Below are 26,393 nucleotides of genomic sequence, written 5' to 3'. Positions count from 1 at the left end.
GAGCCCGCTCACGCGCGTGCCCGCTGGAGGTTGGCCTGCATGACGCTCTCCGGCAGCGAGATGGCCGGGCAGTCCTTCCACAGGCGCTCGAGCGCGTAGAACGTGCGGTCTTCCTCGTGCTGGACGTGCACGACGATGTCGATGTAGTCGAGCAGCACCCAGCGGCCCTCGCGCTCGCCCTCTCGGCGCACGGGCTTGGCGTCGGCCTCGGTGCGCAGCCGCTCCTCGATCTCGTCGACGATGGCGCGTACCTGGCGGTCGTTGGTGGCGGAGCAGAGCAGGAAGGCGTCGGTGATGACGAGCTGTTCGCTCACGTCGTATGCGAGGATGTCATCGGCCAGCTTGTCCGCCGCGGCTTCCGCGGCGATGCGCACGAGCTGGACGGATCTGTCGGATGCGGTCACGATGCGGGTCTGTCCTCCTGTGTCGGCAGCATGCCTATACGTTGAGGGTACCCTTCCGGGCCGAAACCCCTCACCTACGGCACGGAGGCCGTCATCCTTCCGCGTGATACAGCCCCCGTTTGTTGATGTACTGGACGATTCCGTCCGGCACCAGATACCAAATCGGCTCTCCCTTGGCGACACGTTGCCGGCACTCGGACGACGAGATGGCCAGTGCGGGAATTTCCAGCAACGTCACCCGCCCCTCCGGCAGCCCGGGATCGTGGAGCGTGTGCCCCGGACGGGTGCAGCCGACGAAATGGGCCAGCTCGAACAGCTCGTCCGCGTTCTGCCAGTCCAGGATGGCGCCGAGCGCGTCCGCGCCGGTGATGAAGTACAGCTCAACCCCAGGACCGTAAATTTCCGAAATATCGCGCAAAGTATCGATGGTGAACGTCGGCCCCGGGCGATCAACGTCCACCCTGCTCACTGAGAAGCGGGGGTTCGACGCGGTCGCGATGACCGTCATCAGATAGCGGTCCTCCGCGGCCGACACCTCGCGCTCGGCCTTCTGGTACGGCCGCCCGGTCGGCACGAACACGACTTCGTCCAGGTCGAAGTGGTGGGCCACCTCGCTGGCGGCCACCAAGTGGCCATGGTGGATGGGATCGAACGTCCCACCCATCACTCCGACTCGCCGCTTCCCCTGCACACCAGGTGCATTCATCATGAAACGGACCTTACGCGGACCTTGTACCACAACATGATGGCACCCCCCTTGGTGATGACCGCGCATCACTCCCGTTGCGGACGTAGCATGCCGGGCATGACGACCACCCCGGACCGCAACCGCGTCCAACTGCCCGGCATCTCGTCCCGAGCCTACGAACACCCCGCAGACCGGTCCGCCCTGGTCGCTCTGCGTAAGTTGAGTGGGTTCGACACGGTTCTCAAGCAGATGTCCGGCCTCATCAGCGAGCGCCGGCTGCGCCTGATGTACCTGGCGTCTGCCGTACGCGTGAGCGAGACCCAGTTCCGCTCCATCTACGACATGGGCCGCGACGCCGCCTACACGCTCGACCTGCACCGGATCCCCGAGATCTACATCCAGCAGGATCCGCAGGTCCAGGCCAAGGCCATCGGCTTCGACGACCCGTTCATCGTCGTGACCACCGGCCTGCTCAACCTCATGAACGAGGAGGAGCAGCGCTTCGTCATCGGCCACGAGACCGCCCACATCCTGTCGGGACACGCGGTCTACCGGACGATGCTCGACATCCTCACCCGCCTCGCCACCCGCGTCGCCTGGATCCCGCTCGGCTACATCGGCCTGCGCGCGATCGTCGCGGGCCTGGAGGAGTGGTACCGCAAGTCGGAGCTGTCCTCCGACCGCGGCGGCCTGCTCGTCGGCCAGGACCCCGAGGCGGCCAAGAGGGCGCTGATGAAGCTCGCCGGCGGCGACTACACCCACGAGATGAACATCGAGGCGTTCCTGGAGCAGTACCAGGAATACGACACCGCGGGCGACCTTCGCGACGGCTTCCTCAAGGTGCTCAACCTGCTCGGCACGACCCACCCGTTCGCGGTGGTTCGCGTGGCCGAGCTGGACAAGTGGCAGCGCAGCGGCGAGTACGAGCGCATCCTGGGCGGGGACTACCCGCGCAGGGAGGACGACCCCAACGCACGAGTGACCGACGAGATCAAGGCCGCGGCCGAGTCCTACCGCGCGTCCTGGTCCCAGTCGCAGGACCCGTTCATCGGCGTCCTGCGCGACGTGGCCGAGGGCGCGGTCAACGCGGGCGAGCGCATCTTCAACCGCTTCTCGCGCCGCGACGGCGGCCAGGGCTGACCGGCCGCACCGCCGTACGCGGCCGATCAGCTTGATCGGCCGCGAAACCCACCGCGATCGGCGACGAGCGGCGGGTTCCGAACCCCGAGGGGCAGCTTCGGCCTGCCTTGGAGAGCGGCAGGTCAGAGCAGGAGAGCGATAGCGCGCACGGCGGCCGCGCACAGGGCGACGAACCCGCCCAGCACGGCCAGTGCGCGCAGCCCTTCCCTGCGCAGATCGGGCAGCCGATGCCCGATCCGCTCGATCTCGCGCCCGGCGAAACCACCGCACAGCATCCCGAACACCACGCCCGCCACCGTCACGGGCGCGGGCTGCTGCCACCAGTCGGAGTCGATCACTCCGCCGCCGGTCACCCAGAGCGCGCCGCCCGACGCCAGCGCGACCGGCACGCCCGGCCACACGCCGGCGGTGGCGGCCGCCCCGACCAGGGCGACCGGGAAGAGCAGCACGCGCAGCGCCACCCGCGTACGCCGCGAGCTGCGGTTTCTGACCAGCCAGTGGCTCATCCAGAGCGTCCTGGTCAGCACCACGAACACCGTGGTGATCGCGATGGAGGCGATCGGCCAGATCACCGAGGTCACCACGCACGGCACCGCGAGCACGGCCAGCATCAGCAGGGCGCCGTTGCCCGCGGGCAGCGTGGTGGTCGACTCTGCTCTGAGCCCGGCCTTCCTGCGCACCTGAGGCCGGCTCCGGACGGCCGCCGCCGCACGCTGGCGCGGCGCGGTCATCTTGGAGCGCGCGAGAGCGGACTTCCCGTCCGCCGCGCCCGTGCGCCCGCGCGGCGCGGGCACCTCCGTGCGGCTGCGGACCGCGGCGCCCTTCCCATCCGTGCCGGTACGGTTGCGCGCCGCGGCGCCCTTGCCGTCGGCGCGGACGGGCGAGCCCTTCGTGTCGGGGTTCGCACGGGTGCGCGGCGCGGGCACCTTACTATCCGTGTTCGCCCGGCTCCGGGCGGATTTCTCCTCAGGGGTGGCGCGGCCTGTCTTTGCCTCCTCCGAGGACCCGGCAGCGGGCTCCGGCTCGGCCGCGCTGGTGGCTCTGGCCAGCCGCGACAGCCGATCGGCCAGCAACGCCGCCGTGGGGCGCTTGCCCGGCTCCCTGTTGAGCGCGGCGCGTACCAGCGGCAGCAGCTCCACGGGCACGCCCTTGAGGTCGGCCTGCCCGTTCAGCACCGCGTACATCTGCGCCTCGGCCGTCCCCCGCCCGAACGTCGGCCGCCCCGTCGCCGCGAACGCCACCGTCGCCGCCCAGGCGTGCACGTCGGCGGGCGAGTCGACCTGCTCGTCGGCGAAGATCTCCGGCGCGGTGTAGCCGGGCGTGCCCAGGAACGTGCCGGTCATGGTGAGCCGGGTCGCGTCGAGCACCTGCGCGATGCCGAAGTCGATGAGCACGGGCCCCTCGGAGCCCATGATGATGTTGCCCGGCTTGAGGTCCCGGTGGACGACCCCGGCCGCGTGAATGATCGCCAGGGCCGCGGCGATGCCCTGGGCCAGGTCCACGAGGTCGCCGACATCGAGTGCGCCGTTCTGGCGGACGCGGTCGAGGAGCGTGGCGCCCTCGATGTACTCCATGACCAGGTACGGGCGGGCACAACTCAGGTCGGCGTCGAGCACCTTGGCCACGTACGGGCTCTCGACCCTGCGCAGCGCCCGGACCTCGCGCTCCAGCCGGACACGGGAGGTCTCATCCTCGGCCAGGTCGTGCAGGACCTTGAGAGCGACGCTCTCGCCCCGGCGGGTGGTCGCGAGGTAGACCTCGCCCATGCCGCCGCGACCGAGCCGCTCGACCAGGGTGTACGGCCCGATCTTGCCGAGCTTGCTCACCGTCTCTCCCCGCCCGGCCCGCCCATAAGGGACCTAACCTTAGCGCTGGGACCCCTGTCGGCGCTTGAGGCACGCCGAAGGATTATCGGCGAGTGTGATCGGAGAGCATGCTGTCGAGCCGGGCCGTGGGCTCGTCCGACAGCTGCCTGCGCCCCTTCCTGCGCCAGTGGACGTGTCCGCGGCTCTCGAGCCAGAGCAGCAACCGGTCGGCGCCGAACAGCACGGCAGCCGAGAAGACGAGGGCGATGACAATCTCCATGCCTCTCAGTCAACCTGCGCTCCACGGCGCCGGTCAGGCCGACACGCCGATCAACCGGCCACCACCGTGCCTTCTGACGTGCGCAAATGCCCCTCACCGGTGTAGATCCACTTGGTGGAGGTGAGCTCGGGCAGCCCCATCGGGCCGCGCGCGTGGAGCTTCTGCGTGGAGATGCCGATCTCCGCCCCGAACCCGAACTCCCCGCCGTCGGTGAACCTCGTCGAGGCGTTGACCGCCACGGCCGCCGAGTCGACCAGCGCCACGAACCTGCGCGCCGCCCGCTGCGACCTGGTGACGATGGCGTCGGTGTGGCCGGAGCCGTACTTCCTGATGTGGGCCACCGCCTCCTCCAGCGAGCCGACGACCGCGGCGGCGATGTCGAGCGAGAGGTATTCGGCGTAGAAGTCGTCCTCGGTGGCGGGCACGACGCCCGAACCGTGCCCGGCGATGCGCTCGTCACCGTGCACGGTCACGCCCGCCTCGGCGAGCGCCGCCAGCGCCCGCGGCACGAACGCGTCGGCGACGTCCTCGTGGACGAGGAACGTCTCGGCCGCGTTGCACACCGACGGCCGCTGCGCCTTGGCGTTGACCAGGATCTGCACGGCCAGGTCGACGTCGGCCTCGGCGTCCACGTAGACGTGGCAGTTGCCGACGCCGGTCTCGATCACCGGCACCGTGGACTCCTCCACCACCGAGTTGATCAGCGAGGCGCCGCCGCGCGGGATCAGCACGTCGACCAGGCCGCGGGCGCGCATGAGCTCCTTGACCGAGTCGCGGGTCTGCCCCGGCACGAGCTGGACGGCTCCGGCGGGCACCTCGGTGCCCTCCAGCGCGTCCTGCATGACCTTCACCAGGGCCGTGTTGGAGGAGTAGGCGCTGGAGGAGCCCCTGAGCAGCACCGCGTTGCCGCTCTTGAGGCAGAGCGCGGCGGCGTCGACGGTGACGTTGGGGCGACCCTCGTAGATGATGCCGATGACGCCGAGCGGCACCCTGAGCTGGCGCAGCTCCAGCCCGTTGGGCAGGGTGGCGCCGCGGACGACCTCGCCGACCGGATCGGGCAGGTCGGCCACCTGGCGCACGGCCTCGGCGATGGCGCCGACCCTGGCCTCGTCGAGCCGGAGCCGGTCGATCATCGCCTCGGACGTGCCCTGCGCCCTGGCCTGCTCGACGTCCTTGGCGTTGGCCTCGACGATCTCCGCCGCGTGCGCGACCAGGGCGTCGGCCACGGCACGCAGCGCCCGGTCCTTCGGCGCCCGCGGCAGCGGGGCCAGCTCGGCGGCGGCCTCTCGCGCCGCCTGGGCGACCTTCAAGAACTCTGTGCTCATGGCTACGCTCCGCTCCCTACGTTCCCAGCACGCTCGTCGCCCTAGGGATGGGGACTAGTTGTGAGCTTCCAGTATGACGATGTCGTCACGGTGGATCAGCTCACGCTCATATTCCGGACCGAGCGCGCTGGCCAGCTCCCTGGTGGAGCGGCCGAGCAGGCCCGGGATCTCGATGGCGTCGAAGTTGACCAGCCCGCGAGCCACCACGAGCCCCTGAGGCCCGCACAGATCCACCGGATCGCCCGCCGCGAACTCACCCTCCACGGACGTCACCCCCGCGGGCAGCAGCGACTTGCGCCGCCCCACGATGGCCTCCACCGCCCCCTGGTCGAGGTGGAGGCGGCCGCGCCCGGTGGTGGCGTGCGCGAGCCACAGCAGCCGCGTGCCGGGATGGCGGCCCCCTGGGTGGAAGTAGGTGCCGACATCGGCTCCACCGAGCGCCTGGGCGGCGTGAGCGGCCGCCGTGAGGACCACGGGAACGCCCGCCCCCGTGGCGATCCTGGCGGCCTGCACCTTGGTCACCATGCCGCCGGTGCCCACCGCCGCGCCGTTCTTCCCGAGCTCGACGCCGACCAGGTCTTCCGGCCCGCGGATCTCCGACAGGCGCTGGGAGCCGCTGCGGCTGGGCGGGCCGTCGTACAGGGCGTCGACGTCCGACAGCAGGACGAGCGCGTCGGCGTGGATCAGGTGCGCCACCAGCGCCGCCAGCCGGTCGTTGTCGCCGAAGCGGATCTCGTCGGTGGCCACGGTGTCGTTCTCGTTGACGATGGGCACGATGCCCAGCTCCAGCAGGCGCGCGAGCGTGCGCTGGGCGTTGGCGTGGTGGGCGCGCCGCATCATGTCGTCGGCGGTCAGCAGCACCTGGCCCACGCGCAGGGAGTAGCGGGCGAAGGAGGAGGTGTAGCGGGCGACGAGCACACCCTGCCCGACGGACGCCGCCGCCTGCTGGGTGGCCAGGTCGCGTGGTCGCGCGGTCAGCCCGAGCGGGCCGAGGCCCGCCGCGATCGCCCCGGAGGAGACCAGGACGATCTGGGTCCCCGTACGGCGCCGCGCCGCCAGCACGTCCACAAGGGCGTCGACCCGATCGACGTCGATCGTGCCCTGGGGGGTGGTGAGCGAGGAGGAGCCGACCTTGACAACGACCTTCGACGCTGAGCTGATCTGTTCCCGCACGTCTGGCAGCCTATCCGAGCCCCGAGAGCCCTTCGCTCCCGGAGCCCGGCGGGATACGGCCCGAAAACCTGCCTCCCGGCGCATGACGACGGCCACCTCCACGCGCCGCAGTTCAGGGAGGGTCAACGCCGGCCGGCCCGGCGCTCAGGTCATCGACGCCGAAGCCGTCCTACGCCCGTGGCGCTTCTGTCAGAGGCGGTTGTCGGACCCTCGCGGGCCCTGCCGTACGGACTCGGCGCTGAGCGTGGGCTGCCAGTCGAAGACGTAGCCGCCCTCCATCGACCCGATGACCACCTCGGCGCCGGCGGTGGCGCCGGCCTTGGCCAGCTCCGCCTCCACGCCGAGCCGTTCGAGCCGGTCGGCGAGGTAGCCCACGGCCTCGTCATTGGTGAAGTCCGTCTGCCTGATCCACCGCTCCGGCTTCTCACCGGTGATCTGGAACAGGTTCTCGTTGACCCGCCGCACCCGGAACCCGGTCTCGCCGAGCTGCTTGGGCCTGATGACCAGCCTGGTGGGCTCCTCGACCGGCTTCTGGGCCCTGGCCGCGGCGACCCACTCGCCCATCGCGTACGTGAGCTCCCGCAGCCCGTCATGCGTGGCGGCGGAGATCGTGAACACCCGCAGCCCCCGCGCCTCGAACTCGGGCCTGACCAGCTCGGCCAGCTCCCGCGCGTCGGGCACGTCCGCCTTGTTCAGCACGACCAGCCGGGGCCGGTCCTCCAGCTTCCCGTACGCGTGCAGCTCCGACTCGATGACCTCGTAGTCCGTGATCGGGTCGCGTCCAGGCTCCATGGTGGCGCAGTCGATGACGTGCACGAGCATGTCGCACCGCTCGACGTGCCGCAGGAACTCGTGCCCGAGCCCCTTCCCCTGCGAGGCCCCGGGGATCAGACCGGGCACGTCGGCGACGGTGAACACGGTCTCCCCCGCGGTCACCACCCCCAGGTTGGGGATCAGGGTCGTGAACGGATAATCCGCGATCTTGGGCTTGGCCGCGCTCAGGGCGGCGATCAGCGAGGACTTGCCGGCGCTCGGGAACCCGACCAGCGCCACGTCCGCCACGCTCTTGAGCTCCAGCATGACGTCGAGCGCGTCCCCGGGCTCCCCGAGCAGCGCGAACCCGGGCGCCTTCCGCTTGGTCGAGGCGAGGGCGGCGTTCCCCAGGCCGCCGTGCCCGCCCTCGGCGATGACGTACCGCGTGCCGACGCCCACGAGGTCGACCAGCACCTCACCCGTGGAGGCGTTCTTCACCACGGTGCCGTTGGGCACCGGCAGGATCACGTCCGGCCCGTTGGCCCCGTCCCGGTTGGAGCCCTGCCCCTGCTTGCCGTTCTCGGCCTTGCGGTGCGGCCGGCGGTGGTACTCGAGCAGCGTCGCCGTGTTGGGGTCGACCTCGAGGACGACGTCACCGCCCCGGCCGCCGTTGCCGCCGTCCGGGCCGCCGAGCGGCTTGAACTTCTCCCGGTGGATGGAGGCGCACCCGTTCCCCCCGTCACCGGCACCGATATGAAGGACCACCTGGTCCACAAAGTCCGGCACTCTGCACTCCTCCACACACCGCCCACCGGCGGAAGTCAGCCAAAAGCAAAGGGGCGGATCGACGCCGCGATCCACCCCTTTGGCAAGAAAACCCAAGGTCTACGGAGAGGAAGAACCCCTACTCCGCGACGGGAACGATGCTCACGGCCCGCCGGCCGCGCTTGACACCGAACTGCACGTGCCCGGCCGCCAGCGCGAACAGCGTGTCGTCGCCGCCACGCCCCACGTTGTCGCCGGGGTGGAAGTGGGTGCCACGCTGACGGACGATGATCTCGCCCGCGTTGACCAGCTGGCCGCCGAAGCGCTTGACGCCCAGGCGCTGGGCGTTGGAGTCACGACCGTTCCGGGTGGACGACGCGCCCTTCTTGTGTGCCATCTCTCAAACTCCCGTTCAGGCCTGCTCGATACCGGTGATCTTCACCTGGGTGTACCGCTGACGGTGACCCTGGCGCTTCTTGTAACCGGTCTTGTTCTTGTACTTGAGGATCCGGATCTTCGGGCCCTTGGTCTCACCGAGGATCTCGGCGCTGACCGTGAACTTGCCCGCCTCCGTGGTCACATCGCCGTCGTTGACGACGAGCACCGTCGGCAGCGAAACCGAAGAGCCGACCTCGCCGGCGACCTTGTCCACCTCGAGGACGTCACCGACGGAGACCTTCTGCTGCCTGCCGCCGCAACGAACGATCGCGTACACCGCGGAACCCTTCTGACTCACTGTTGTCTCGTACATCAGCCGCCTCATCGAGAGGCGGCCGCCGAATGCTGCGCCTGTCATTCGGCCTGTCTCAAACCGACGAACCGAGTAAGCGCGCCAACAGGGCACGTCACCTGACGCACCGATACACCAGGGTACCGGATTAACGGTCCCCTAGGCGAACCGGACGGAACGTCGGAAGCCTGCCGAGAACTACTCGGCCGACTTGGCTCGGCGCGAGCGTCGCCGCCCTCTGCCGGAAGTCTGGCCAGCCTGGTCGTCCTCAGTCGGGACGTCTTCAAGCGCACCGGTCACCGTATCACGGCTCGAGGTGTCCTTGGCCGCGGAAACCTTGTCGGAGACCGCCTTCTCGATGGCCATCTTCCCCTGCGTGCCGCGCGGCTCGGGCTTGGGCTCGACCGGCTCCGTGGAGACGAGCAGGCCACGCCCGTTGCAGCACTCGCACGGCGTGGAGAAGGCCTCCAGCAGCCCCTGTCCGACCCGCTTACGCGTCATCTGGACCAGGCCCAGCGAGGTGACCTCGGCCACCTGGTGCTTGGTCCTGTCGCGGGCCAGGCACTCCAGCAGCCGCCGCAGCACCAGGTCGCGGTTGGACTCCAGCACCATGTCGATGAAGTCGATCACGATGATGCCGCCGATGTCGCGCAGCCTGAGCTGGCGCACGATCTCCTCGGCCGCCTCGAGGTTGTTCCGGGTGACGGTCTCCTCGAGGTTGCCGCCCTGCCCGGTGAACTTGCCGGTGTTGACGTCGACGACGGTCATCGCCTCGGTACGGTCGATCACCAGCGAGCCGCCGCTGGGCAGCCAGACCTTGCGCTCGAGCGCCTTGCCGAGCTGCTCGTCGATCCGGTAGTGCTCGAACACGTCACCCTGGTCGCCGTCCCACCGCGCCAGGCGCTCGCCCAGGTGCGGCGCGACGTACTTGACGTAGTCGTCCACCGTGTCCCAGGCGTCGGCGCCCTGCACGATCAGCGAGGTGAAGTCCTCGTTGAAGACGTCGCGCACGACCCGGATCGTGAGATCGGGCTCCGCGGACAGCAGCTCGGGCGGGCTGGCCGACTTGGCCTTCTTCTGGATGCTCTCCCACTGGGCGGACAGGCGGGCCACGTCACGCGCCAGCTCGTCCTCGGAGGCGCCCTCCGCGGCGGTACGCACGATCACGCCGGCGTTCTCCGGCATGACCTTCTTCAGGATGCTCTTGAGCCGCGTGCGCTCCTTGTCGGGCAGCTTGCGGCTGATGCCGGTCATCGACCCGTCCGGCACGTAGACGAGGTATCGCCCGGGCAGGCTGATCTGGGACGTGAGCCGGGCGCCCTTGTGCCCGATCGGGTCCTTGGTGACCTGTACGAGCACCGACTGGCCCGACTTCAGCGCCGCCTCGATGCGCTTGGGCTGGCCCTCCAGCCCGGCGGTGTCGAAGTTGACCTCACCGGCGTACAGGACGGCGTTGCGGCCCTTGCCGATGTCCACGAACGCCGCCTCCATCGAGGGCAGCACGTTCTGGACCTTGCCGAGGTAGACGTTGCCGACGTAGGACTGGCTGGCCTCGCGGTTGACGTAGTGCTCGACGAGCACGCCGTCCTCCAGGACCGCGATCTGCGTACGGTCGCCCTGGCGGCGTACCACCATCATCCGGTCGACGGACTCGCGGCGGGCCAGGAACTCCGACTCCGTGATGATCGGCGGACGCCTGCGGCCCAGCTCGCGCCCCTCGCGGCGGCGCTGCTTCTTGGCCTCGAGGCGGGTGGAGCCGCGCACGCTCTGCACACCGTCGGTCGCGGTTTCCAGCCCGCTGCTGCGGCCCGCACGAGGCGCGCGGATGCGCACCACCGTGTTCGGCGGGTCGTCGCTGGCCGGCTCGGCGCCCTCCTCGGAGCCCCGGCGGCGACGGCGACGGCGGCGGCGCGAGGTCGAGGACTCCTCGTCGTGAGCGGCGCCCTCCTCGGCCTGCTCCTCCTCGGCCTCCTCGTCCTGCTCGTCGCCTTCCTCGCCCTCGTCACGCTCGCGCGACTTGCCGCGGCCCCGGCCGCCCCGCCTGCGACGGCGGCGACGGCCCGCGCCCTCTTCCTCCTCCTGCTCGTCGGAGGTGTCGAGGTCGGTCTCGTCCTCTACCGCGGACTCGTCGACCGGCTCCTCGACCTCCTCGGGCTCGGGAGCGGGCTGCGGCGCCTCGGCCCGCCGGGTGACGGCTGGCTTGGCCTGGCTGGGGTCGGGTGCCTGGAACAGCGGCGCGAAGATGGCCGCCGGCCGCTGGAACGCGGTGCCGGGCTCGGCCGGCGTGCGCGCGGCGAACCCGAACGGGTCGGACAGCAGGCTCGCCCGTGCGGGCTCCTCGTCGAGGTCCTCGCCCGCGGGCTCGTCGTCAAGGGGCTCGTTGTCGGGCAGGCTCTCAAGGATGTCCTCATCCTCGGCAGCCGCCTGGACACCACCGGCACGCACAGCCTCGGCGGTCGCCTGGGCGCCACCGGCGGGCGCCGCCTCGGCGGTCAGCGCCGTCGTCGCGGCCTTGCCGGCCAGGCCCTCGCTCGCGGCGGCCTTCTCGGAGTCGGCCACCGCCCCCACAGCGCCTGCGACGGCCTCCTCGACGGGCTCTTCCACCTTCTTGCGCGTCCTGCGCCGCTTCACCGGCTCGGCGGCCTCAGCGGGCGGCTCCTCCACCACGGGGGCAGCCTCGGCTTCGGCCTCGGCGGCCTTCTTCGTCGTACGGCGCCGCGTCGTCGTGGCGGTGGACCGGGTCCGCGTGGTCCTCTTGGGCTTCTCCTCGGCGGCGGCCTCGGCAACGGTCTCGGCCACGGCCGCCTCGACCGGGCTCTCCGGCGCGGTCGCCGCAGCGGCCTCCGGCTCGGGCGCGGCGGTGCGGATCTGAGGCGCGGGCTCTCCCGCCGCGCGCTGCGCGGCGGTGCTCTGCACCGGTTGTACGTCAGCCACCGACGGCGCGGTCTGCGCCGCCGCAGTGGTGACCGGAACGTGGGCAGGCTCCTCCGGCTCCGGCGGCGGACCCGCCGGGCGGCTGGCGGAGCGGCGACGTGGGGTCACCTCTGGCTGTTCAATTGTCTCCCCGTCAGGGCCAATGGCCCCGGCGTTGGGCTCGTTCTCGAGCATGCGGGCGCTCTCCCGTCAGCTCCCGGGCGCGTCGCCGCGCCGCGCAGGAGCTCTCGTGTCTCGTTGTCCGCCAACGCCCCCGAGGTGGGGGTGTCGGCGCCAAGTCCTGTCAGCGGTCGTGCCCCGCTCGCGCGGGGCACCTCCTCAACCGGCGACGTGCTCACTCGCCGGTCCCGCCTCGCCGCCGCGCGTGGTGTCGCGGTCCAGGTCGAGCGGATCGGCAAGCGCACCAGTGCTGACGTCGAGCGGCCCCTGCGCCAGCCTGGTCACCTCGGGGGGAACCGGCGGCGCGAAGTCGGCCACAAGGCGCAGCCCTGTGAGCACATCGTCGGGTCGAACGGCAGGCGTCATGTGCCGAACAACCATGCGCAGTATGACACACGGCCCTCCGAGCACCTGAGCTGCAGTTCTGTCTGTTCCCTCGGACACCGTTAGCCCCAGGACGGCCTCCCGCGCGTCGAAGCGACGGGGGCCCTTCTTGGTGAGGCGTTCGACCTCCACAGCGCCTGCCGCGAGAAACTTCTCCGCCGCCACCTCGGCGAGCTCGCGATCGGCACCGGGCAGCCGCACCTCCCAGTCGGAGACCTCCAAGCGGTCAGCCAGCCCACCCGGGCCCGCTGTCACAACGTCGAGCACATCGAGCCCCGGCGGCAGCGACCCATCCAGGTCCTGTCTCACCTGCTCGGGATCGCACGGCGTGGTGACACCGATCTCGAGATATTCGGCTTCGCTGGCGACGCCGGTCGGCGCCGCGCCCGCGTAGGAGATCTTCGGGTGGGGCGAGAAACCTGCGCTGTAGGCCACCGGTATGCCGGCACGGCGAACCGCTCTCTCAACGGCCCGCGAAATGTCGCGGTGGCTGGTGAAGCGCAGGCGGCCGCGCTTGGCGTAGCGCACGCGAAGGCGCTGCACCGTGGGCGCGGGCGGAGGCCCTTCGGGAACAGGTTTCAGAGCTTGTCGTCCTTCCCTTGTCAGAGTTCCTTCGTCTCAGGATAAGCCGCCCTGGCGCGTGTATGTGTACGCCGAGGCACCGGCTGCCCACTGAGCGCGCTAGACCACCGTAAGAGGAAGGAGTTTTCGCCCCGTGGGGCCGATCTGAATTTCCGTGCCCATCGTCGGGCAGACGCCGCAGTCGTAGCAAGGAGTCCAGCGGCAGTCTTCGACCTCGCCGCCGGAGACGGCCTCCTGCCAGTCCTGCCAGAGCCACTCGCGGTCGAGCCCGGCATCGAGGTGGTCCCATGGCAGGACCTCGTTCTCCGCCCGCTCGCGCGTGGTGTACCAGTCGACGTCGACGCCCGCCTTCTCGGCGGCCGCCATCCAGCGCTCGTAGGAGAAGTGCTCGCTCCAGCCGTCGAATCTGCCGCCGTCCTCCCAGACGGCGCGGATCACGGCGCCTACCCGGCGGTCGCCGCGCGAGAGCAGGCCCTCCACGATCGAGGGCTTGCCGTCGTGGTAGCGGAAGCCGATGGCTCTGCCGTACTGCTTGTCGCCTCTGAGCGAGTCGCGCAGCTGCTTGAGCCGCCGGTCGACGGTCTCGTGATCGGCCTGTCCGGCCCACTGGAACGGCGTGTGCGGCTTGGGCACGAAGCCGCCGATGGAGACCGTGCAGCGGATGTCGCGGCTGCCGGTCGCCTCGCGGCCCGCCTGGATGACCTTCTTGGCCAGGTCGGCGATGCCCAGCACATCCTCGTCCTGCTCGGTGGGCAGGCCGCACATGAAGTAGAGCTTGACCTGCCGCCACCCCTGCGAATAGGCCGTGGTGACGGTGCGGATCAGGTCTTCCTCGGTGACCATCTTGTTGATCACCTTGCGCATGCGCTCGGAGCCGCCCTCCGGCGCGAACGTCAGGCCGGAACGCCTGCCGTTCCTGGAGAACTCGTTGGCCAGGTCGATGTTGAACGCGTCGACCCTGGTGGACGGCAGCGAGAGCGAGGTGTTGGTGCCCTCGTAGCGGTCGGCCAGGCCCTTGGCGACCTCACCGATCTCGGAGTGGTCGGCCGACGAGAGCGACAGCAGGCCGACCTCGTTGAAGCCGGACTCCTTGATGCCGTTTTCGACCATCGCCCCGATGGTGGTGATCGAGCGCTCCCGCACCGGGCGCGTGATCATGCCCGCCTGGCAGAACCTGCAGCCACGGGTGCAGCCGCGGAAGATCTCCACGCTGAACCGCTCGTGCACGGTCTCGGCCAGCGGGACCAGCGGCTTCTTCGGGTAGGGCCACTCGTCGAGGTCCATCACGGTGTGCTTGTGCACCCGCCACGGCACGTCGGCCCTGTTGGGGGCGACGCGCTTGATGCGACCGTCCGGGTGGTAGTCCACATCGTAAAATTTCGGGATATATACCCCGCCGGACTCGGCGAGCCGCATGAGCAGCTCGTCCCGCCCGCCGGGTCTGCCCTCGGCCTTCCACTCGCGGATGACCTCGGAGATGGCGATGGAGATCTGCTCTCCGTCGCCGAGCACGGCCGCGTCGAGGAAGTCGGCGATCGGCTCCGGGTTGAAGGCCGCGTGGCCGCCGGCGAGCACGATCGGGTCGTCCTCACCCCGGTCCACGGCCATCAGCGGGATGCCCGCCAGATCGAGCGCGTTGAGCATGTTGGTGTAGCCCAGCTCGGTCGAGAAGGACACGCCCAACACGTCGAAGGCGCGCACCGGCCGGTGCGCGTCGACGGTGAACTGCGGGACGCCCTCGGCCCGCATGAGCGCCTCGAGATCCGGCCACACCGCGTAGGTGCGCTCGGCCAGCGTGGCGGGCAGCTCGTTGAGGATCTCGTAGAGGATCGCCACACCCTGGTTGGGCAGCCCGACCTCGTAGGCGTCCGGGTACATCAGCGCCCACCGCACGTCGGCGGAGTCCCAGTCCTTGACGGTCGAGTTGAGCTCACCCCCGACGTACTGGATGGGCTTCTGCACCTTGGGCAGTAGCGCTTCCAGGCGGGGGAACACCGACTCGACAGACATACGGTCCAGGGTAGCGGCGCTCAGACGGTGGCAGGTCCAGGGATGTCGATGTCGTTGCCGATGAGCACCAGGAGACGGTGCCCTTCGTAGCAGGTCAGCTCGACGGCGATCACGCCGCTCGCCAGATTGTGCACGCCGACGACGTGGTTCGCGGGAAGCAGAAAGCGCTCCTCGCACTCATCGCAATAGGCCAAGAACATGTCTCTAATTAAACGACTGTCTTCGCACCCTGATGGCTTGGAGAAGCCCAATCGCAATGAGATTCGCGAACGTGGCCGTACCGCCATATGACACGAACGGCAGCGGAAGCCCCGTGATCGGCATGATCCCGATCGTCATGCCCACATTGATGAACGTCTGGAACGCGAACCAGCACACGATCGTGCCCGCGACCAACGTCCCGAACCTGTCGTCGCACTGCCTGGCGATCTTCAGCCCGCGCAGCAGCACCACCCCGAGCAGCAGCACCACCGTGACCGACCCGAGGAACCCGAACTCCTCCCCCGCCACCGTGAAGATGAAGTCGGTGTGCTGCTCGGGCACGAACCGCCCGGTCGTCTGCCCGCCCCCCAGCAGCCCCTTTCCCAGGAGCTGCCCGGAGCCGATCGCGATCATCGACTGCGTGCTGTTGTAGCCCACCCCGCGCGGATCGACGCTCGGATCGACGAACGCCGTAAACCGGGCCACCTGGTACGGCTCGAGCAGTTGGAAGTAGAACACCGAGAACACCCCGCCAGCAGCCACCAGCGTCAGCGCCGCGATCCACCGTTTGCGCACCCCCGCGATGATCAGCCCGGCGGCCGTGATCACCGCCAGCACCAGCGCCGTCCCGAGGTCCGGCTGGAGCATCACCAGCCCCATCGTGACCCCCGAGGCGAGGAGCGCCAGCCATATGTCCAGCGCGCGCGGCCGATCACTGCCCTCGGCCGGCTGCGCGAGCAGCATCGCGATGATCAGCAGCAGCCCGACCTTGGCGAACTCCGACGGCTGCACCGCGAACCCGCCACCGAGCAGGATCCACGAGTGCGACCCGTTGATCGTCGCACCCAGCGGCGTGATGACCAGCCCCAGCCCTATCAGCGACACCAGGAACACCAGCGGCGCGTACGCGCGCATCGCGCGATGGTCGACCGTCGCCACGATCGCGCACAGGATGATCCCGATCATCTCGTTGAAGACGTGCTTCTTCACCAGCCCCGTCGAGCCCGGGGCCCAGGTCCTGGTGGACGACCAGACGAGCAGCGTGCCGATCACGCACAGCCCGGCCACCGCGACCAGCATCAGGGCATCCAGCCTGCGCACCGTCGAGTTCTCACCGGCGACTCGGCGGAACAGCGACGGCCGCCGGACGGCCACCGTTCGATCGATCACCTCCGCACCTCCATCCCAGCGACCATCCACCCGACCACCCGGCCAGTCACCCACCCGACCACACAGCCGATCACCCACCCGGCCGCCCAGCCGACCACCCCTCCGACCACGCGGCCGACCACCCACCGGCCCGCCGTCCCACCACCCGGCCGCCGAACCCCGCTCCGCCCACCGCTCACCATGGGCCAACCTCTGCGCGCGCCGCCCACCAGCCGACCCCGGCCCGCACCGCCTGCGACGGGCCAGCCTCCACGGCGATCCCCCACCGCCAACCAACGTCTCCGGCCACCACCCGCCACACGCCGGCCCCCGCGACCACCACTCACCACCGACCGACTCTCACGACCACCGCCGGCGCCGGTGCCGACCGTCCGACCGCCCGTGCCCAGCTCCAGGCTCTGGGCGCTCATCCTCCGGCCACCGTTCCGTCGGGCGAGAAGCTGGGCAACCTCGTCGTGAGCTTCCCACCGGGCACGGCGGGAGGCCGCTTGATGCCGTAGATCCCTTCGTAGATCTCCCGCACGGCAGGCGCCGCCGTCTGCGCGCCCATGCCACCCTGCGAGACCATGACCACGACCACGTACTGCGGATTCTTCGTGGGCGCGAATGACGCGAACCACGAGGTGTCCTGCTTGCCCCAGACCTCCGCGGTGCCGGTCTTGCCGCCGATGCGCACCTTGTCCATCGGGAACCCGGCGAAGGCCCCCGCCGCGGTGCCGTCCGAGGGGACCTGGCTCAGCGCGTTCTTGATGTAGAGCCGTTCCTTCTCACTGATCGGCAGCTTGCCCACGACCGGCACCGGGATGGTCCTGACGACCTTGCCGTCAGGCCGCACCTGCGCCCACCCGATGCGCGGGCTGCGCAGCTTCCCGTCGCTCACCAGTGCCATGTACGCCCGCGCGAGCTGCATCGGCGTCACCAGCACGTCGCCCTGGCCGATGGAGAAGTTGGCCGAGTCGCCCGGCCGCAGCAGGAACCCCTCGGTGCAGTTCTCCAGCGCGAGCCGTTTGAGGAAGTCGGCCCGCGCCCGATCCTTGACCTCCGGGTATCCTTTGCGCGACCGCTCGCAGCTCACGGCGTTGGTGCGGTTCCACAGGTCCTTCTTCCACGCCCGGTCGGGGATGCGCCCGGAGGACTCGCCCGGCAGGTCCACCCCGGTCGGCCTGCCGAACCCGAACGCCCTGGCCGTGTTGGCGAAGATCTCCTTGGTGGCCTTCTTCGGGTTGCGCCCGCCGTCCTTCAAGTACTGCTCGTACGCGGCTTTGTAGAAGATCGTGTCGCACGACTTGACCAGCGCGGTGTGCAGGCTGAGCGAGCCGAGCGAAACGCCGCGGAAGTTGCTGAACGCCCGGTCGCCGACCATGTAGGAGCCGGGGCATCCGTACGTGCCGTTCAGCGGGTATCCGGACCGCAACATCGCCGACACCGACGAGATCTTGAACGTCGAACCCGGCGCGAACTGGCCGTTGATCGCCCGGGACACGAGCGGCATGTCTGATTTATCCGACAGCAGCCACTGATATCCGCGCGTCGAGATCCCACCCGCCCAGACCGCCGGGTCGTATCCGGGAGCGCTGGCCAGCGCCACCACCCGTCCCGTACGCGCGTCGAGCACCACCCCCGCGCCGCCGTCAGCCGCCGGCGCGGACTTCATCGCCTTCGCCAGCGCCTTCTCCACCACGGACTGCACCCGCGAGTCGATGCTGGTCACCAGGTGGTCGCCGGGAATCGGGGTGATCTGCTCCTCGACGCCGAGCGCCTTGCCCATCCTGTCGACCTGTACCCTGCGCAGCCCCGACTTGCCGCGCAGCGCCTCGTCGTAGACGTACTCGAGCCCGTCACGCCCCGCCAGGTCCACCCCGGAGAAGCTGGCCTTCAGCCCTTCGCGCTTCTCCAGCTCGGCCTCGGTGACCGGCTGCAGGTAGCCGAGCATCTGCGCCCCGTCGCGCCCGCCGGGGTACTGCCTGACGGAGTGGATCTCCGCCGTCACCCCGGGAAACTCCTCCTGCCGCTCGAGGATCTGCAGCGCCTCCCGAGTGTCCACCTTCTCGTCGAGCGGAACCGGCTGGTACGGCGATCCCGTCCAGCAGGGCTTGCGGACTCCCGGCCCGCACGGCGTGATGCGCTGCTGCAGATCGGCGACGGGCCGGCCGAGCACCGCCGACAGCTTGCCCAGCACCTTGAGCCCGCCGTCCTTCATCCTGGTCAGCCTGGTCCGGTCCACGGACACGACCAACGCGGTCTTGTTGCGCACCAACGGCCGCCCGTGCGAGTCGAGGATCTGCCCCCGCACGGCGGGCACGATCACGGCCCGTGTCCTGGTCTCCGTCGCCCGCGTCACGAACTCGTTCCCGCGCACCACCTGCACCTGCCACAGGCGCACGGCCAGCACGACCAGCAACGTCACGACGAGCACCTGCACCAGCAGCAGCCTGGCCCGCATCCGCATCATGTCGAGAACCCCGCCTCCCTGCCCCGTGTGGTCAGCCAGATCACGATGGGGGACACGACCAGCGTGTAGACGATGGTGACGGGCACCTGCTCGGTCAGCGTGGAGATCGTCACCCGGGGATCGGCGATCAGCCCGCTCACGACCGCCGCCAGCAACGGCGCCATCAGCACGCACAACACCACGGTGGTGACCGGCCCACCCGCGCCACGCCCGGCCACGTAACCGACGAGCGCCAGCACGAACGCGTACTGCCCCACGAGGTGCGCGGTCGGCGGCATGACATCGACGAGCAGCCCGGCACTGAACCCGAGCACCGCCCCGGACGACGCTCCACGCCCCAACGCCGCCCCGATCACGGCCAGCAGCACCAGATCGGGCGAGCCCCCGGCCGGCAGGGGAAATCGGTTGACCAACATGACCTGCGCCAGCAAGGCCAACAACACGGACAACCCGCCGATCACCGCGCCCCCTCCCGGGAATCCCTCACAATCCGCCCCGCCCCGCACGCGCGCCCCGTGCCCGACCCGCCGGATGGAGCCCGGCCAGGTCGTTCGAGCCGTTCCAGCGAACCGAGCCACCAACGATCCGACCCACCCGCCACCGACGCCCACCGGCGATCCAGCCGAGCGGACACCGACGCCCACCGGCCACCGCCGGCCGCTCGGACCCGCGCCGACGACCGGACCCGGGCCGGCGACCGGAGCCCACGCGAGCCCGACACCCAAGCCGACGTTTTCACCGACTCCCACCCCGGAGCCGAGCTTCCGCGCGGCGCTCGCGGGCCGATCCACCCCGAAGGCCTCCGCACCGCCCACGCCCAACCCTCGTCAGACGCCGCCACAAGCGCTCTCAGAGACGCGTAGCGCCGACCCCCGATGGAACGCTCCAGACGGCCACTGCCGCCCTGACACGCGCCCACACGCCCGCCAGCACCCCATCTCGCGTCTACGCTCCCGCCAGCACCGCGCCGCGCGCCTGCATGCCCATCAGCACGCCACGTCACGTCCGCATGCCCACCAGCACCCCACACGCCAAGACACCGGCCGGCACCGCACACGCCAAGACACCGGCCGGCACCGCACCGTGCGCCCAGATACGCCCCAACACCGCCCCACGCAGCCAGATACGCGCCGGCACCGCACCTCGCACCCAGACAGCCAGCGCTTCCGCGCGCACCCGGATCACCGTGCCCATTGATCGGCAGGCGCCGTGGAACCGCCCGCCGCCCGATCATCGCGATCCCTCCGTGGCAGGCAGCGCCTTGGCGGGCAGCACCGCGTCACGCGGATCCCGCTTCGGAGCCTCCACCACCACCCCGACCACGTCCAGCGAAGAAAGATCCGCGTACGGACGGGCGTACGCGATGCGGGTCAGCTCCCCCGGCGTCGACTCCACCCGCTCGATCACCCCGATGGGCACCCCCGGCACGTACGGGCTGCCGTTCTGCGAGCCGAAGCTGACGATCCGCGCGCCGCTGGTCAGCGGGGCTGTGGAGTCGAGGAGCCGGAACTGGACGAGCCGCCCGTTCTCCCCCACCCCGTGCACCACACCGATCTCCTTGCCCCCCTCCAGCCGCGCCCCGACGGCCGAGGCCGGGTCGCTGAGGAGCACCACCGTCGAGCTGTGCGGGGCCGCGTTGATCACGCGCCCGACCAGACCGTCGCCGCTCAGCACGGTCATCTCCGTACGGATGCCGTCACTCGTGCCGGCGTCGATCTGCACGGCGTCCTCGAAGCCCGGCAGCCCGCGCCGGGCGACCACGTTGGCCGGGACCACCTTGTATCCGCCCGACCCCGACAGGCCGAGCAACTGCTTGAGCTCCTTGGAGCGGGTCGCGTCGAGCTTGCTGGCGACCAGGCCGGCCCGGAGCTGGGCGTTCTCCGCTTTGAGCGCGTTGATGCGGTCCTGGGCGCCGGGCGCGTCCACAAGAGCGCGGACGAACCCGCTGACGGGGCGCACCAGCCCCCCGCCGAACTGTTCCGCTGTGCCGAACACATAAGCCGCCGCCGTTCGCAGCGGCCGCAGCGGCGAGCTGTTGCCAGTGCGATGGTCGACGGTCAAGATGATCAGGGCCGCCGTCAGCAGCCCGCCCAGGATCAGCCGCGCATGGCGAGAGTCTCTCATCAGTGCCGCGACTCCGGCACCAGGACCTGCTGGAGCGCCTCGAACTCCTCGGCGCACTTGCCGGAGCCGATGGCGACCGAGTCGAGGGCGTTTTCGACCAGGTGCACGGGCATGCCCGTCTCGGCCTTGACGCGCTCGTCCAGCCCCTTGAGCAGGGCGCCCCCGCCAGTGAGCGCGATGCCGCGGTCCATGATGTCGCCGGACAACTCGGGCGGGCACTTGTCGAGCGTGGTCTTGACCGCGTCGACGATGGCGTTGACCGGCTCCTCGATGGCCTTCCTGACCTCTTCGCTCGACACGACGATGGTCTTGGGCAGCCCGCTGACCAGGTCGCGCCCGCGGATCTCCGCGTGCGACTCCTCGCCGGTCGGGCCGGCCGAACCGATGGCGATCTTGATCTCCTCGGCGGTGCGCTCGCCGAGCATCAGCGAGTATTCCTTCTTGGCGAACGCGATCACCGCCTGGTCGAGCTCGTCGCCGCCGATCCTGATGGACTGGCTGGTGACCACGCCGCCCATCGAGATGATCGCCACCTCGGTGGTGCCCCCACCGATGTCGACCACCATGTTTCCGGTCGGCTCGTGCACCGGGAGCCCGGCCCCGATGGCGGCGGCCATGGGCTCCTCGACGATGTAGACCTTCCTGGCGCCTGCCTGGTATCCGGCTTCCTTCACCGCGCGCTGCTCCACGCTGGTGATGCCGCTCGGCACGGCGATGATGATGCGTGGCTTGGCGAGATGCCGACGTCGGTGCACCCTCTGGATGAAATATCGCAACATCCGCTCAGTCACATCGAAGTCGGCGATCACGCCGTCTTTGAGCGGGCGGACGGCGACGATGTTGCCAGGCGTACGACCGATCATCCGCTTGGCCTCGATGCCGACCGCCACGATCTTGCCCGTGGCGGTGTTGATCGCTACGACTGAGGGCTCGTTGAGCACGATGCCCCGGCCGCGCACGTAGACCAGCGTGTTGGCGGTGCCCAGGTCGACCGCCATGTCACGGCCGAGAAACGCGAGCTTGCTGCCCATGGGGAACGGAGCCCTCCGTAACGTCGTTCGCGAATGATTACGGATCGAATTCGAATCGTAACGTGACGTACCCACCGATGGGCGCAATGAGCCCTCGCGCCCCACAAAAATCTCCAGCCCCTACCTCAACCGCAATTTTGCCCGGATTGCACCACAACACCCAAAGGCTTGCTGGAACGATCCAAAACGCCCATCGGCTCGAGGCCTCACGTATCGACCCTGCCAACCGTACGCGGAAGCGCCGACAAAATCCCGCCCCCGCCACGCCCACGAATCGACCCCGCACACCAAGACCTCGCCACCCTACGACAGGCGCCCGACAAAAACGCGCGCCCGCGCAGCGACATGCTGCGCGGGCGCGGATTGGCGAGGCGAATCGCCTAGAAACGGTCAGGGAAGAAGATCTTGATCTCCCTGGCGGCGGACTCGGGCGAGTCGGAGCCGTGGACGACGTTTTCGCCGATCTCGAGGGCGTGGTCGCCGCGGATCGTTCCGGGGGCCGACTTGACCGGGTCGGTGGCGCCGGCCAGCGCGCGGAACGCCTCGACGGCCCGCGGGCCCTCGAGGACCAGGGCGACGAGCGGCCCCGACGTGATGAACTCGACGAGCTCACCGAAGAACGGCCGCTCGGAGTGCTCGGCGTAGTGCGACTTGGCGGTGTCGGCGTCGAGGGTGCGCAGGTCCATCGCCACGACCTTGAGGCCCTTGCGCTCCACACGGGCGATCACGTCACCGATGAGGCCGCGCTTAACCCCGTCGGGCTTGATCAGGACAAGAGTGCGCTCGGACACTTGGAGTTCTCCTTCGAACAGAGTGAGGATCGCGATCACGGGCGCCCGGCCCGGCCGCGGGATGCTTCGCGGGGGACGGGCCCACGCGTCGCCGTGGCTTGGGCCTCAGCTTACCGTCCCGCGCCCCCACCCTCGTTTTCCTACGGAACGGCGTCATGGAGAGGCGGTGTCCTCGGGCGATTGGCCCTGCGGCGGCACGGCGGGCACCGAACCGGCAGATTCGTCCTCATCCTCCGCCCCCTCCGCAGGCGACGCGGACGCCGGCTCTTCGGGCCTGGCGGCACCCCGCCGGGCCATCACGGTGGAGAGCACGATGACCAGCACCACGAGGAAGCCGCCGATCAGGGCCCACGAGTGCAGCGCGCCGACGAAGCTGTCCACCAGCTCCTGGGCCGACGAAACCCCGTCCAGCATCGCCATCTGCACACCCGTACCGAGCAGGAACCCCGCCAGCACCCCCGCGACGCACAGCGAGAGCCCGAAGACGGCCGTCCCGACCCCCACCCCCTGCAGCGCCGACGTCAACGCCACCGCTGCCCCCACCGCGAGCAGCGTGAACGGCACCGCCAGCACCAACCCGTCGGCCGACGGCACGACGAGCCGCACCGAGGACAGCCCCATGACCATCGCGAGCAACCCGAAAGGCACCAGCCACCGCCCGGGGGCCGGCGCGAACCGCCGCACGGCCGCGGCAGCGCCGACGGCGAGCAGCCCGGCCACCGCGAACGGCACCCAGAGCCCCCGCAGCCCTGGCCCGCCGAGCCCGCCCATCTCCACCAGCGTGACCTGCGCCGCGCTGGGCAGCAGCACCACGCCGACCGCCACCATGGAGTACGCCAGCGTACGGCTCTCCGCGGCCCCTATCGTGGCCAGCCCCAGCAGCCCGGCCACGGCCACCACCGCCAGCACGATCACCGGCATGGCCCGCCACCCCTCGGTCGCGGTGCTGATCGCCACGACCGCGATGCCCGCCGCCGGCACGGCGGCCAGCAGCAGCCGGCTCCGCTCCCCGTCGTTGAGCATCGGCGTGGCCGGCCGCCCGAGCAGGATCCAGATGAGCAGGTACGCGCCCGCCAGGGCCAGCGCGATCCCCGTCAGCATCGGGTACGGCTGCAGCGTGACCTTCCAGCTGCTCGCCTTGTCGAGCGGCCACAGCGCCAGCGCCTCGGCCGCGAGCAGGCTCATGCTGAACACGCCCACCCACAGCGCCCGCAACACCGGCACGCGGTCCCAGACGGCCGCCAGCGTGGCGGGCACGACCAGGCCCGCGCCGACGCCGCGCAGCACCCGCACCACTCCGGCGAGGAGCTCCGAGCCCGCGTACCCACCGGCGACGTCGGACAGGGCCACCAGGGCCAGCCCCAGCAGCACCACGTGAACCACCTGCACGCGCCGCAGCACCACCGCCGCCAGCGGCACGGTCAGCATCAGCGCGGGCAGGGCGAGCCCGTGCGTGCGCATCAGCCCGACCTGGTCGACGTCGCCGGGCAGCAGCTTGGCGACGACGGAAAGCGTATTGGGAACGGTGACGATCGCCAGCGGCAAGGCGGCAACGACAAGCAGCCCGAGCGTCACATCGAGCAGCCATGGGACCCTGGGCCCGGCCGACCGCTGAATCGGGGGGACGGTCATGCGCCGACTTTAGCGGGAAGTAGCGCCCTCAACACGCCGAGCGACGATAATCGCCGTGATCCACAGCGCTGTGAAGATCGCGCCGAGGAAGAACATCATCGGCACGAGGAAGCCCGTGCAGATCGCCAGCACCTGTACGAGGCTGCCGAGGATGTAGCCGAAAGGCCGCTTGAGCAGGCCCGCGGCGACCACGCACAGCACGGCCAGCCCGATGCCGGCGGTCACCGCGAGCGCGGGCGCCACCCCGCCCACGGTGATCGCCACGGGCGTGATCAGCCCCGCCACGATGGCCTCCATGCCGAGCACGCTGGCGCCCAGCCTGCGCATACCTGGAGTCACCTGGAAATTCATCGCGAACCATCCGCCTTGAGCAGCTGCCGCGCGTCACCCGCCGTTACAACCGACCCGGTGATGAACACGCCCGTGCCGCTGAACTCCCCCTCGGCGTCGGCGACGCCGATAGCCTGGTCGATGGCGTCGTCGAGCCGCTCGACCACGTGTACGCGCTCCTCGCCGAACAGCGGCTCGGCCAGGGACGCCAGCTCCTCCGGCGACATGGACCTGGGCGAGGAGTTACGCGTGACGATGATCTCGTCGAGCATCGGTTCGAGCAGCTCGAGCAGCGCGTCGACGTCCTTGTCCCGCATGACCGCGAGGACCCCGACGACCTTGGCGAAGTCGAACGCCTCGTGCAGCCCCTCCAGGGTCGCCTGCATGCCGCCCGGGTTGTGGGCCGCGTCGATCACGACCGTCGGTGTCCGCCGCACGACCTCCATCCGCCCCGGCGAGGCGGCCTGCGCGAACGCCTGCCGTACGAGATCGACGTCGAGCGGGTCGTCACCGCCGGTCAGCGCCTCGACGGCGGCCAGCGCGCAGACCGCGTTGCTCGCCTGGTGCGCGCCGTAGAGCGGCAGGTAGACCTCGTCGTAGACCCCCTTGAGGCCGCGCAGGGTGAGCAGCTGCCCGCCGATGGCCACCTCCCGGTTGAGCACGCCGAACTCGATCCCCTCACGGGCCACGACCGCGCCGACCTCGGCGGCCCGTCGCATGAGCACCTCGGCCGCGGCCAGCTCCTGCTGGGCGAGCACGGTGGTCGAGCCGGGCTTGATGATGCCCGCCTTCTCACCGGCGATGCTGGGGATGTCGGGACCCAGACGGTCGGTGTGATCGAGCGAGATGGGCGTGATCACGGACACGAGGCCATCGGCGACGTTCGTCGCGTCCCAGGACCCACCCATGCCGGCCTCGATCACCGCGACGTCGACCGGGGTGTCGGCGAAGGCGGCGAAGGCCATGGCGGTCAGCAGCTCGAAAAACTGGATGCGCCGCCCCTGGGTGTCGGTCAGCTCGACATACGGGATGATCTCCTCGTAGACCTCCGCGAACCGCTCCTCGCTCAGCGGCTCGCCGTCCACCGTGATCCGCTCGCGCACCGACACCAGATGAGGGCTGGTGAACCGCCCCACTCTGAGATTGCGCTCCTTGAGCAGAGCCTCGGTGAGCCGGGCCGTGCTCGTCTTCCCGTTGGTGCCCGCGATGTGTATGACCGGGTACGCCCTCTGCGGCGAACCGAGCACATCAAGAAGGGCCGCGATCCTGTCGAGCGTCGGCTCGAAATCCCACTCGACGCCGCGCTCCATGATCGCGCGTTCTACCGCACGATAATCCACCCCTTAACCCTACTGACCGCCGGCAGCGCTCCCGACCGGGGGCCGTGATGGCACAAAAAAAAGGGGGTCCGACGCCCAAGGCGTCGAACCCCCTCAAAGATTGTCCGGCGGCGACCTACTCTCCCACACCCTCCCGAGTGCAGTACCATCGGCGCAGAGAAGCTTAACTTCCGGGTTCGGAATGTAACCG

At 70.1% G+C, this 26,393-nt stretch carries 23 protein-coding genes and 1 rRNA gene; 1 reads left to right on the top strand and 23 read right to left on the bottom strand.

Going from position 1 to position 26,393, the window contains the following annotated elements:
- Positions 1–8: 8 nt before the first annotated feature.
- Positions 9–404, bottom strand: coding sequence for a ribosome silencing factor (gene rsfS, locus ACWDRB_RS37540; protein ID WP_080046168.1), 396 nt, complete (start codon positions 402–404; stop codon positions 9–11).
- A 91-nt stretch (positions 405–495) separates the two neighbouring features.
- The gene (gene nadD / locus ACWDRB_RS37535) at positions 496–1,113 is read right to left on the bottom strand and encodes a nicotinate-nucleotide adenylyltransferase (RefSeq protein ID WP_192793669.1); all 618 of its coding nucleotides are present in this window, start codon (positions 1,111–1,113) and stop codon (positions 496–498) included.
- 87 nt (positions 1,114–1,200) lie between these two features.
- On the opposite strand from nadD, the gene ACWDRB_RS37530 reads away from it, so the two are divergent.
- Positions 1,201–2,232, top strand: a complete 1,032-nt coding sequence (locus ACWDRB_RS37530) for a M48 family metalloprotease (RefSeq protein ID WP_397372319.1) — start codon at positions 1,201–1,203, stop codon at positions 2,230–2,232.
- 122 nt (positions 2,233–2,354) lie between these two features.
- Here the strand turns inward: ACWDRB_RS37530 and ACWDRB_RS37525 are convergent, their stop codons facing one another.
- The 21 genes from ACWDRB_RS37525 to rrf all read right to left on the bottom strand — a co-directional run.
- A complete protein-coding gene (locus ACWDRB_RS37525) occupies positions 2,355–4,058 on the bottom strand; it encodes a protein kinase domain-containing protein (protein ID WP_449901907.1) in 1,704 nt (567 codons plus the stop codon).
- An 82-nt stretch (positions 4,059–4,140) separates the two neighbouring features.
- The gene (locus ACWDRB_RS37520; RefSeq protein ID WP_350740718.1) at positions 4,141–4,317 is read right to left on the bottom strand and encodes a hypothetical protein; all 177 of its coding nucleotides are present in this window, start codon (positions 4,315–4,317) and stop codon (positions 4,141–4,143) included.
- 50 nt (positions 4,318–4,367) lie between these two features.
- Complete coding sequence (locus ACWDRB_RS37515; RefSeq protein WP_449901905.1) at positions 4,368–5,642, bottom strand: glutamate-5-semialdehyde dehydrogenase; 1,275 nt, start codon at positions 5,640–5,642, stop codon at positions 4,368–4,370.
- A gap of 54 nt (positions 5,643–5,696) precedes the next feature.
- On the bottom strand, positions 5,697–6,815 hold the full coding sequence (gene proB / locus ACWDRB_RS37510) for a glutamate 5-kinase (protein WP_449901903.1): 1,119 nt from the start codon (positions 6,813–6,815) through the stop codon (positions 5,697–5,699).
- Between the two features lie 189 nt (positions 6,816–7,004).
- Complete coding sequence (gene obgE / locus ACWDRB_RS37505) at positions 7,005–8,354, bottom strand: GTPase ObgE (RefSeq protein ID WP_449901900.1); 1,350 nt, start codon at positions 8,352–8,354, stop codon at positions 7,005–7,007.
- A gap of 118 nt (positions 8,355–8,472) precedes the next feature.
- Positions 8,473–8,730 (bottom strand): 50S ribosomal protein L27, encoded by a 258-nt coding sequence (gene rpmA, locus ACWDRB_RS37500; protein WP_012893687.1) that lies wholly within the window; start codon positions 8,728–8,730, stop codon positions 8,473–8,475.
- Between the two features lie 15 nt (positions 8,731–8,745).
- The gene (rplU, locus tag ACWDRB_RS37495; RefSeq protein WP_043634375.1) at positions 8,746–9,048 is read right to left on the bottom strand and encodes a 50S ribosomal protein L21; all 303 of its coding nucleotides are present in this window, start codon (positions 9,046–9,048) and stop codon (positions 8,746–8,748) included.
- 213 nt (positions 9,049–9,261) lie between these two features.
- Positions 9,262–11,997, bottom strand: a complete 2,736-nt coding sequence (locus ACWDRB_RS37490; RefSeq protein WP_449901896.1) for an Rne/Rng family ribonuclease — start codon at positions 11,995–11,997, stop codon at positions 9,262–9,264.
- Positions 11,998–12,315: 318 nt separating this feature from the next.
- On the bottom strand, positions 12,316–13,068 hold the full coding sequence (locus ACWDRB_RS37485; RefSeq protein WP_350740726.1) for a TIGR03936 family radical SAM-associated protein: 753 nt from the start codon (positions 13,066–13,068) through the stop codon (positions 12,316–12,318).
- A 153-nt stretch (positions 13,069–13,221) separates the two neighbouring features.
- The gene (locus tag ACWDRB_RS37480; RefSeq protein WP_449901894.1) at positions 13,222–15,132 is read right to left on the bottom strand and encodes a TIGR03960 family B12-binding radical SAM protein; all 1,911 of its coding nucleotides are present in this window, start codon (positions 15,130–15,132) and stop codon (positions 13,222–13,224) included.
- A 20-nt stretch (positions 15,133–15,152) separates the two neighbouring features.
- Positions 15,153–15,332, bottom strand: a complete 180-nt coding sequence (locus ACWDRB_RS37475) for a hypothetical protein (protein ID WP_350740730.1) — start codon at positions 15,330–15,332, stop codon at positions 15,153–15,155.
- Between the two features lie 4 nt (positions 15,333–15,336).
- Positions 15,337–16,503, bottom strand: coding sequence for a rod shape-determining protein RodA (rodA, locus tag ACWDRB_RS37470; RefSeq protein ID WP_350740732.1), 1,167 nt, complete (start codon positions 16,501–16,503; stop codon positions 15,337–15,339).
- Positions 16,504–16,909: 406 nt separating this feature from the next.
- Entirely contained in the window at positions 16,910–18,955 is a 2,046-nt protein-coding gene (gene mrdA, locus ACWDRB_RS37465; protein WP_449901892.1) for a penicillin-binding protein 2, read from the bottom strand.
- Positions 18,952–19,416: a rod shape-determining protein MreD gene (gene mreD / locus ACWDRB_RS37460; protein WP_350740736.1), complete on the bottom strand. Its 465-nt coding sequence runs from the start codon at positions 19,414–19,416 to the stop codon at positions 18,952–18,954. The genes mrdA and mreD overlap by 4 nt, the downstream gene beginning before the upstream one ends.
- Before the next feature lie 769 nt (positions 19,417–20,185).
- On the bottom strand, positions 20,186–21,079 hold the full coding sequence (gene mreC / locus ACWDRB_RS37455; protein ID WP_350740738.1) for a rod shape-determining protein MreC: 894 nt from the start codon (positions 21,077–21,079) through the stop codon (positions 20,186–20,188).
- Complete coding sequence (mreB, locus tag ACWDRB_RS37450; RefSeq protein ID WP_185078196.1) at positions 21,079–22,110, bottom strand: rod shape-determining protein; 1,032 nt, start codon at positions 22,108–22,110, stop codon at positions 21,079–21,081. The genes mreC and mreB overlap by 1 nt, the downstream gene beginning before the upstream one ends.
- A 380-nt stretch (positions 22,111–22,490) precedes the next feature.
- Positions 22,491–22,901: a nucleoside-diphosphate kinase gene (gene ndk / locus ACWDRB_RS37445; protein WP_350740740.1), complete on the bottom strand. Its 411-nt coding sequence runs from the start codon at positions 22,899–22,901 to the stop codon at positions 22,491–22,493.
- Between the two features lie 153 nt (positions 22,902–23,054).
- On the bottom strand, positions 23,055–24,533 hold the full coding sequence (locus tag ACWDRB_RS37440) for a hypothetical protein (RefSeq protein WP_449901887.1): 1,479 nt from the start codon (positions 24,531–24,533) through the stop codon (positions 23,055–23,057).
- Positions 24,534–24,542: 9 nt separating this feature from the next.
- Positions 24,543–24,860: a DUF4233 domain-containing protein gene (locus ACWDRB_RS37435; protein ID WP_192786901.1), complete on the bottom strand. Its 318-nt coding sequence runs from the start codon at positions 24,858–24,860 to the stop codon at positions 24,543–24,545.
- A gap of 20 nt (positions 24,861–24,880) precedes the next feature.
- Positions 24,881–26,173, bottom strand: a complete 1,293-nt coding sequence (locus ACWDRB_RS37430; RefSeq protein WP_449902304.1) for a bifunctional folylpolyglutamate synthase/dihydrofolate synthase — start codon at positions 26,171–26,173, stop codon at positions 24,881–24,883.
- Between the two features lie 132 nt (positions 26,174–26,305).
- Positions 26,306–26,393 (bottom strand): 5S ribosomal RNA (rrf, locus tag ACWDRB_RS37425); the annotation flags it as partial.

Source organism: Nonomuraea sp. NPDC003707 (assembly GCF_053587055.1).
The sequence above is the reverse complement of the archived record's forward strand: the minus strand, read 5'-3'. Positions and strand labels throughout refer to the sequence as shown.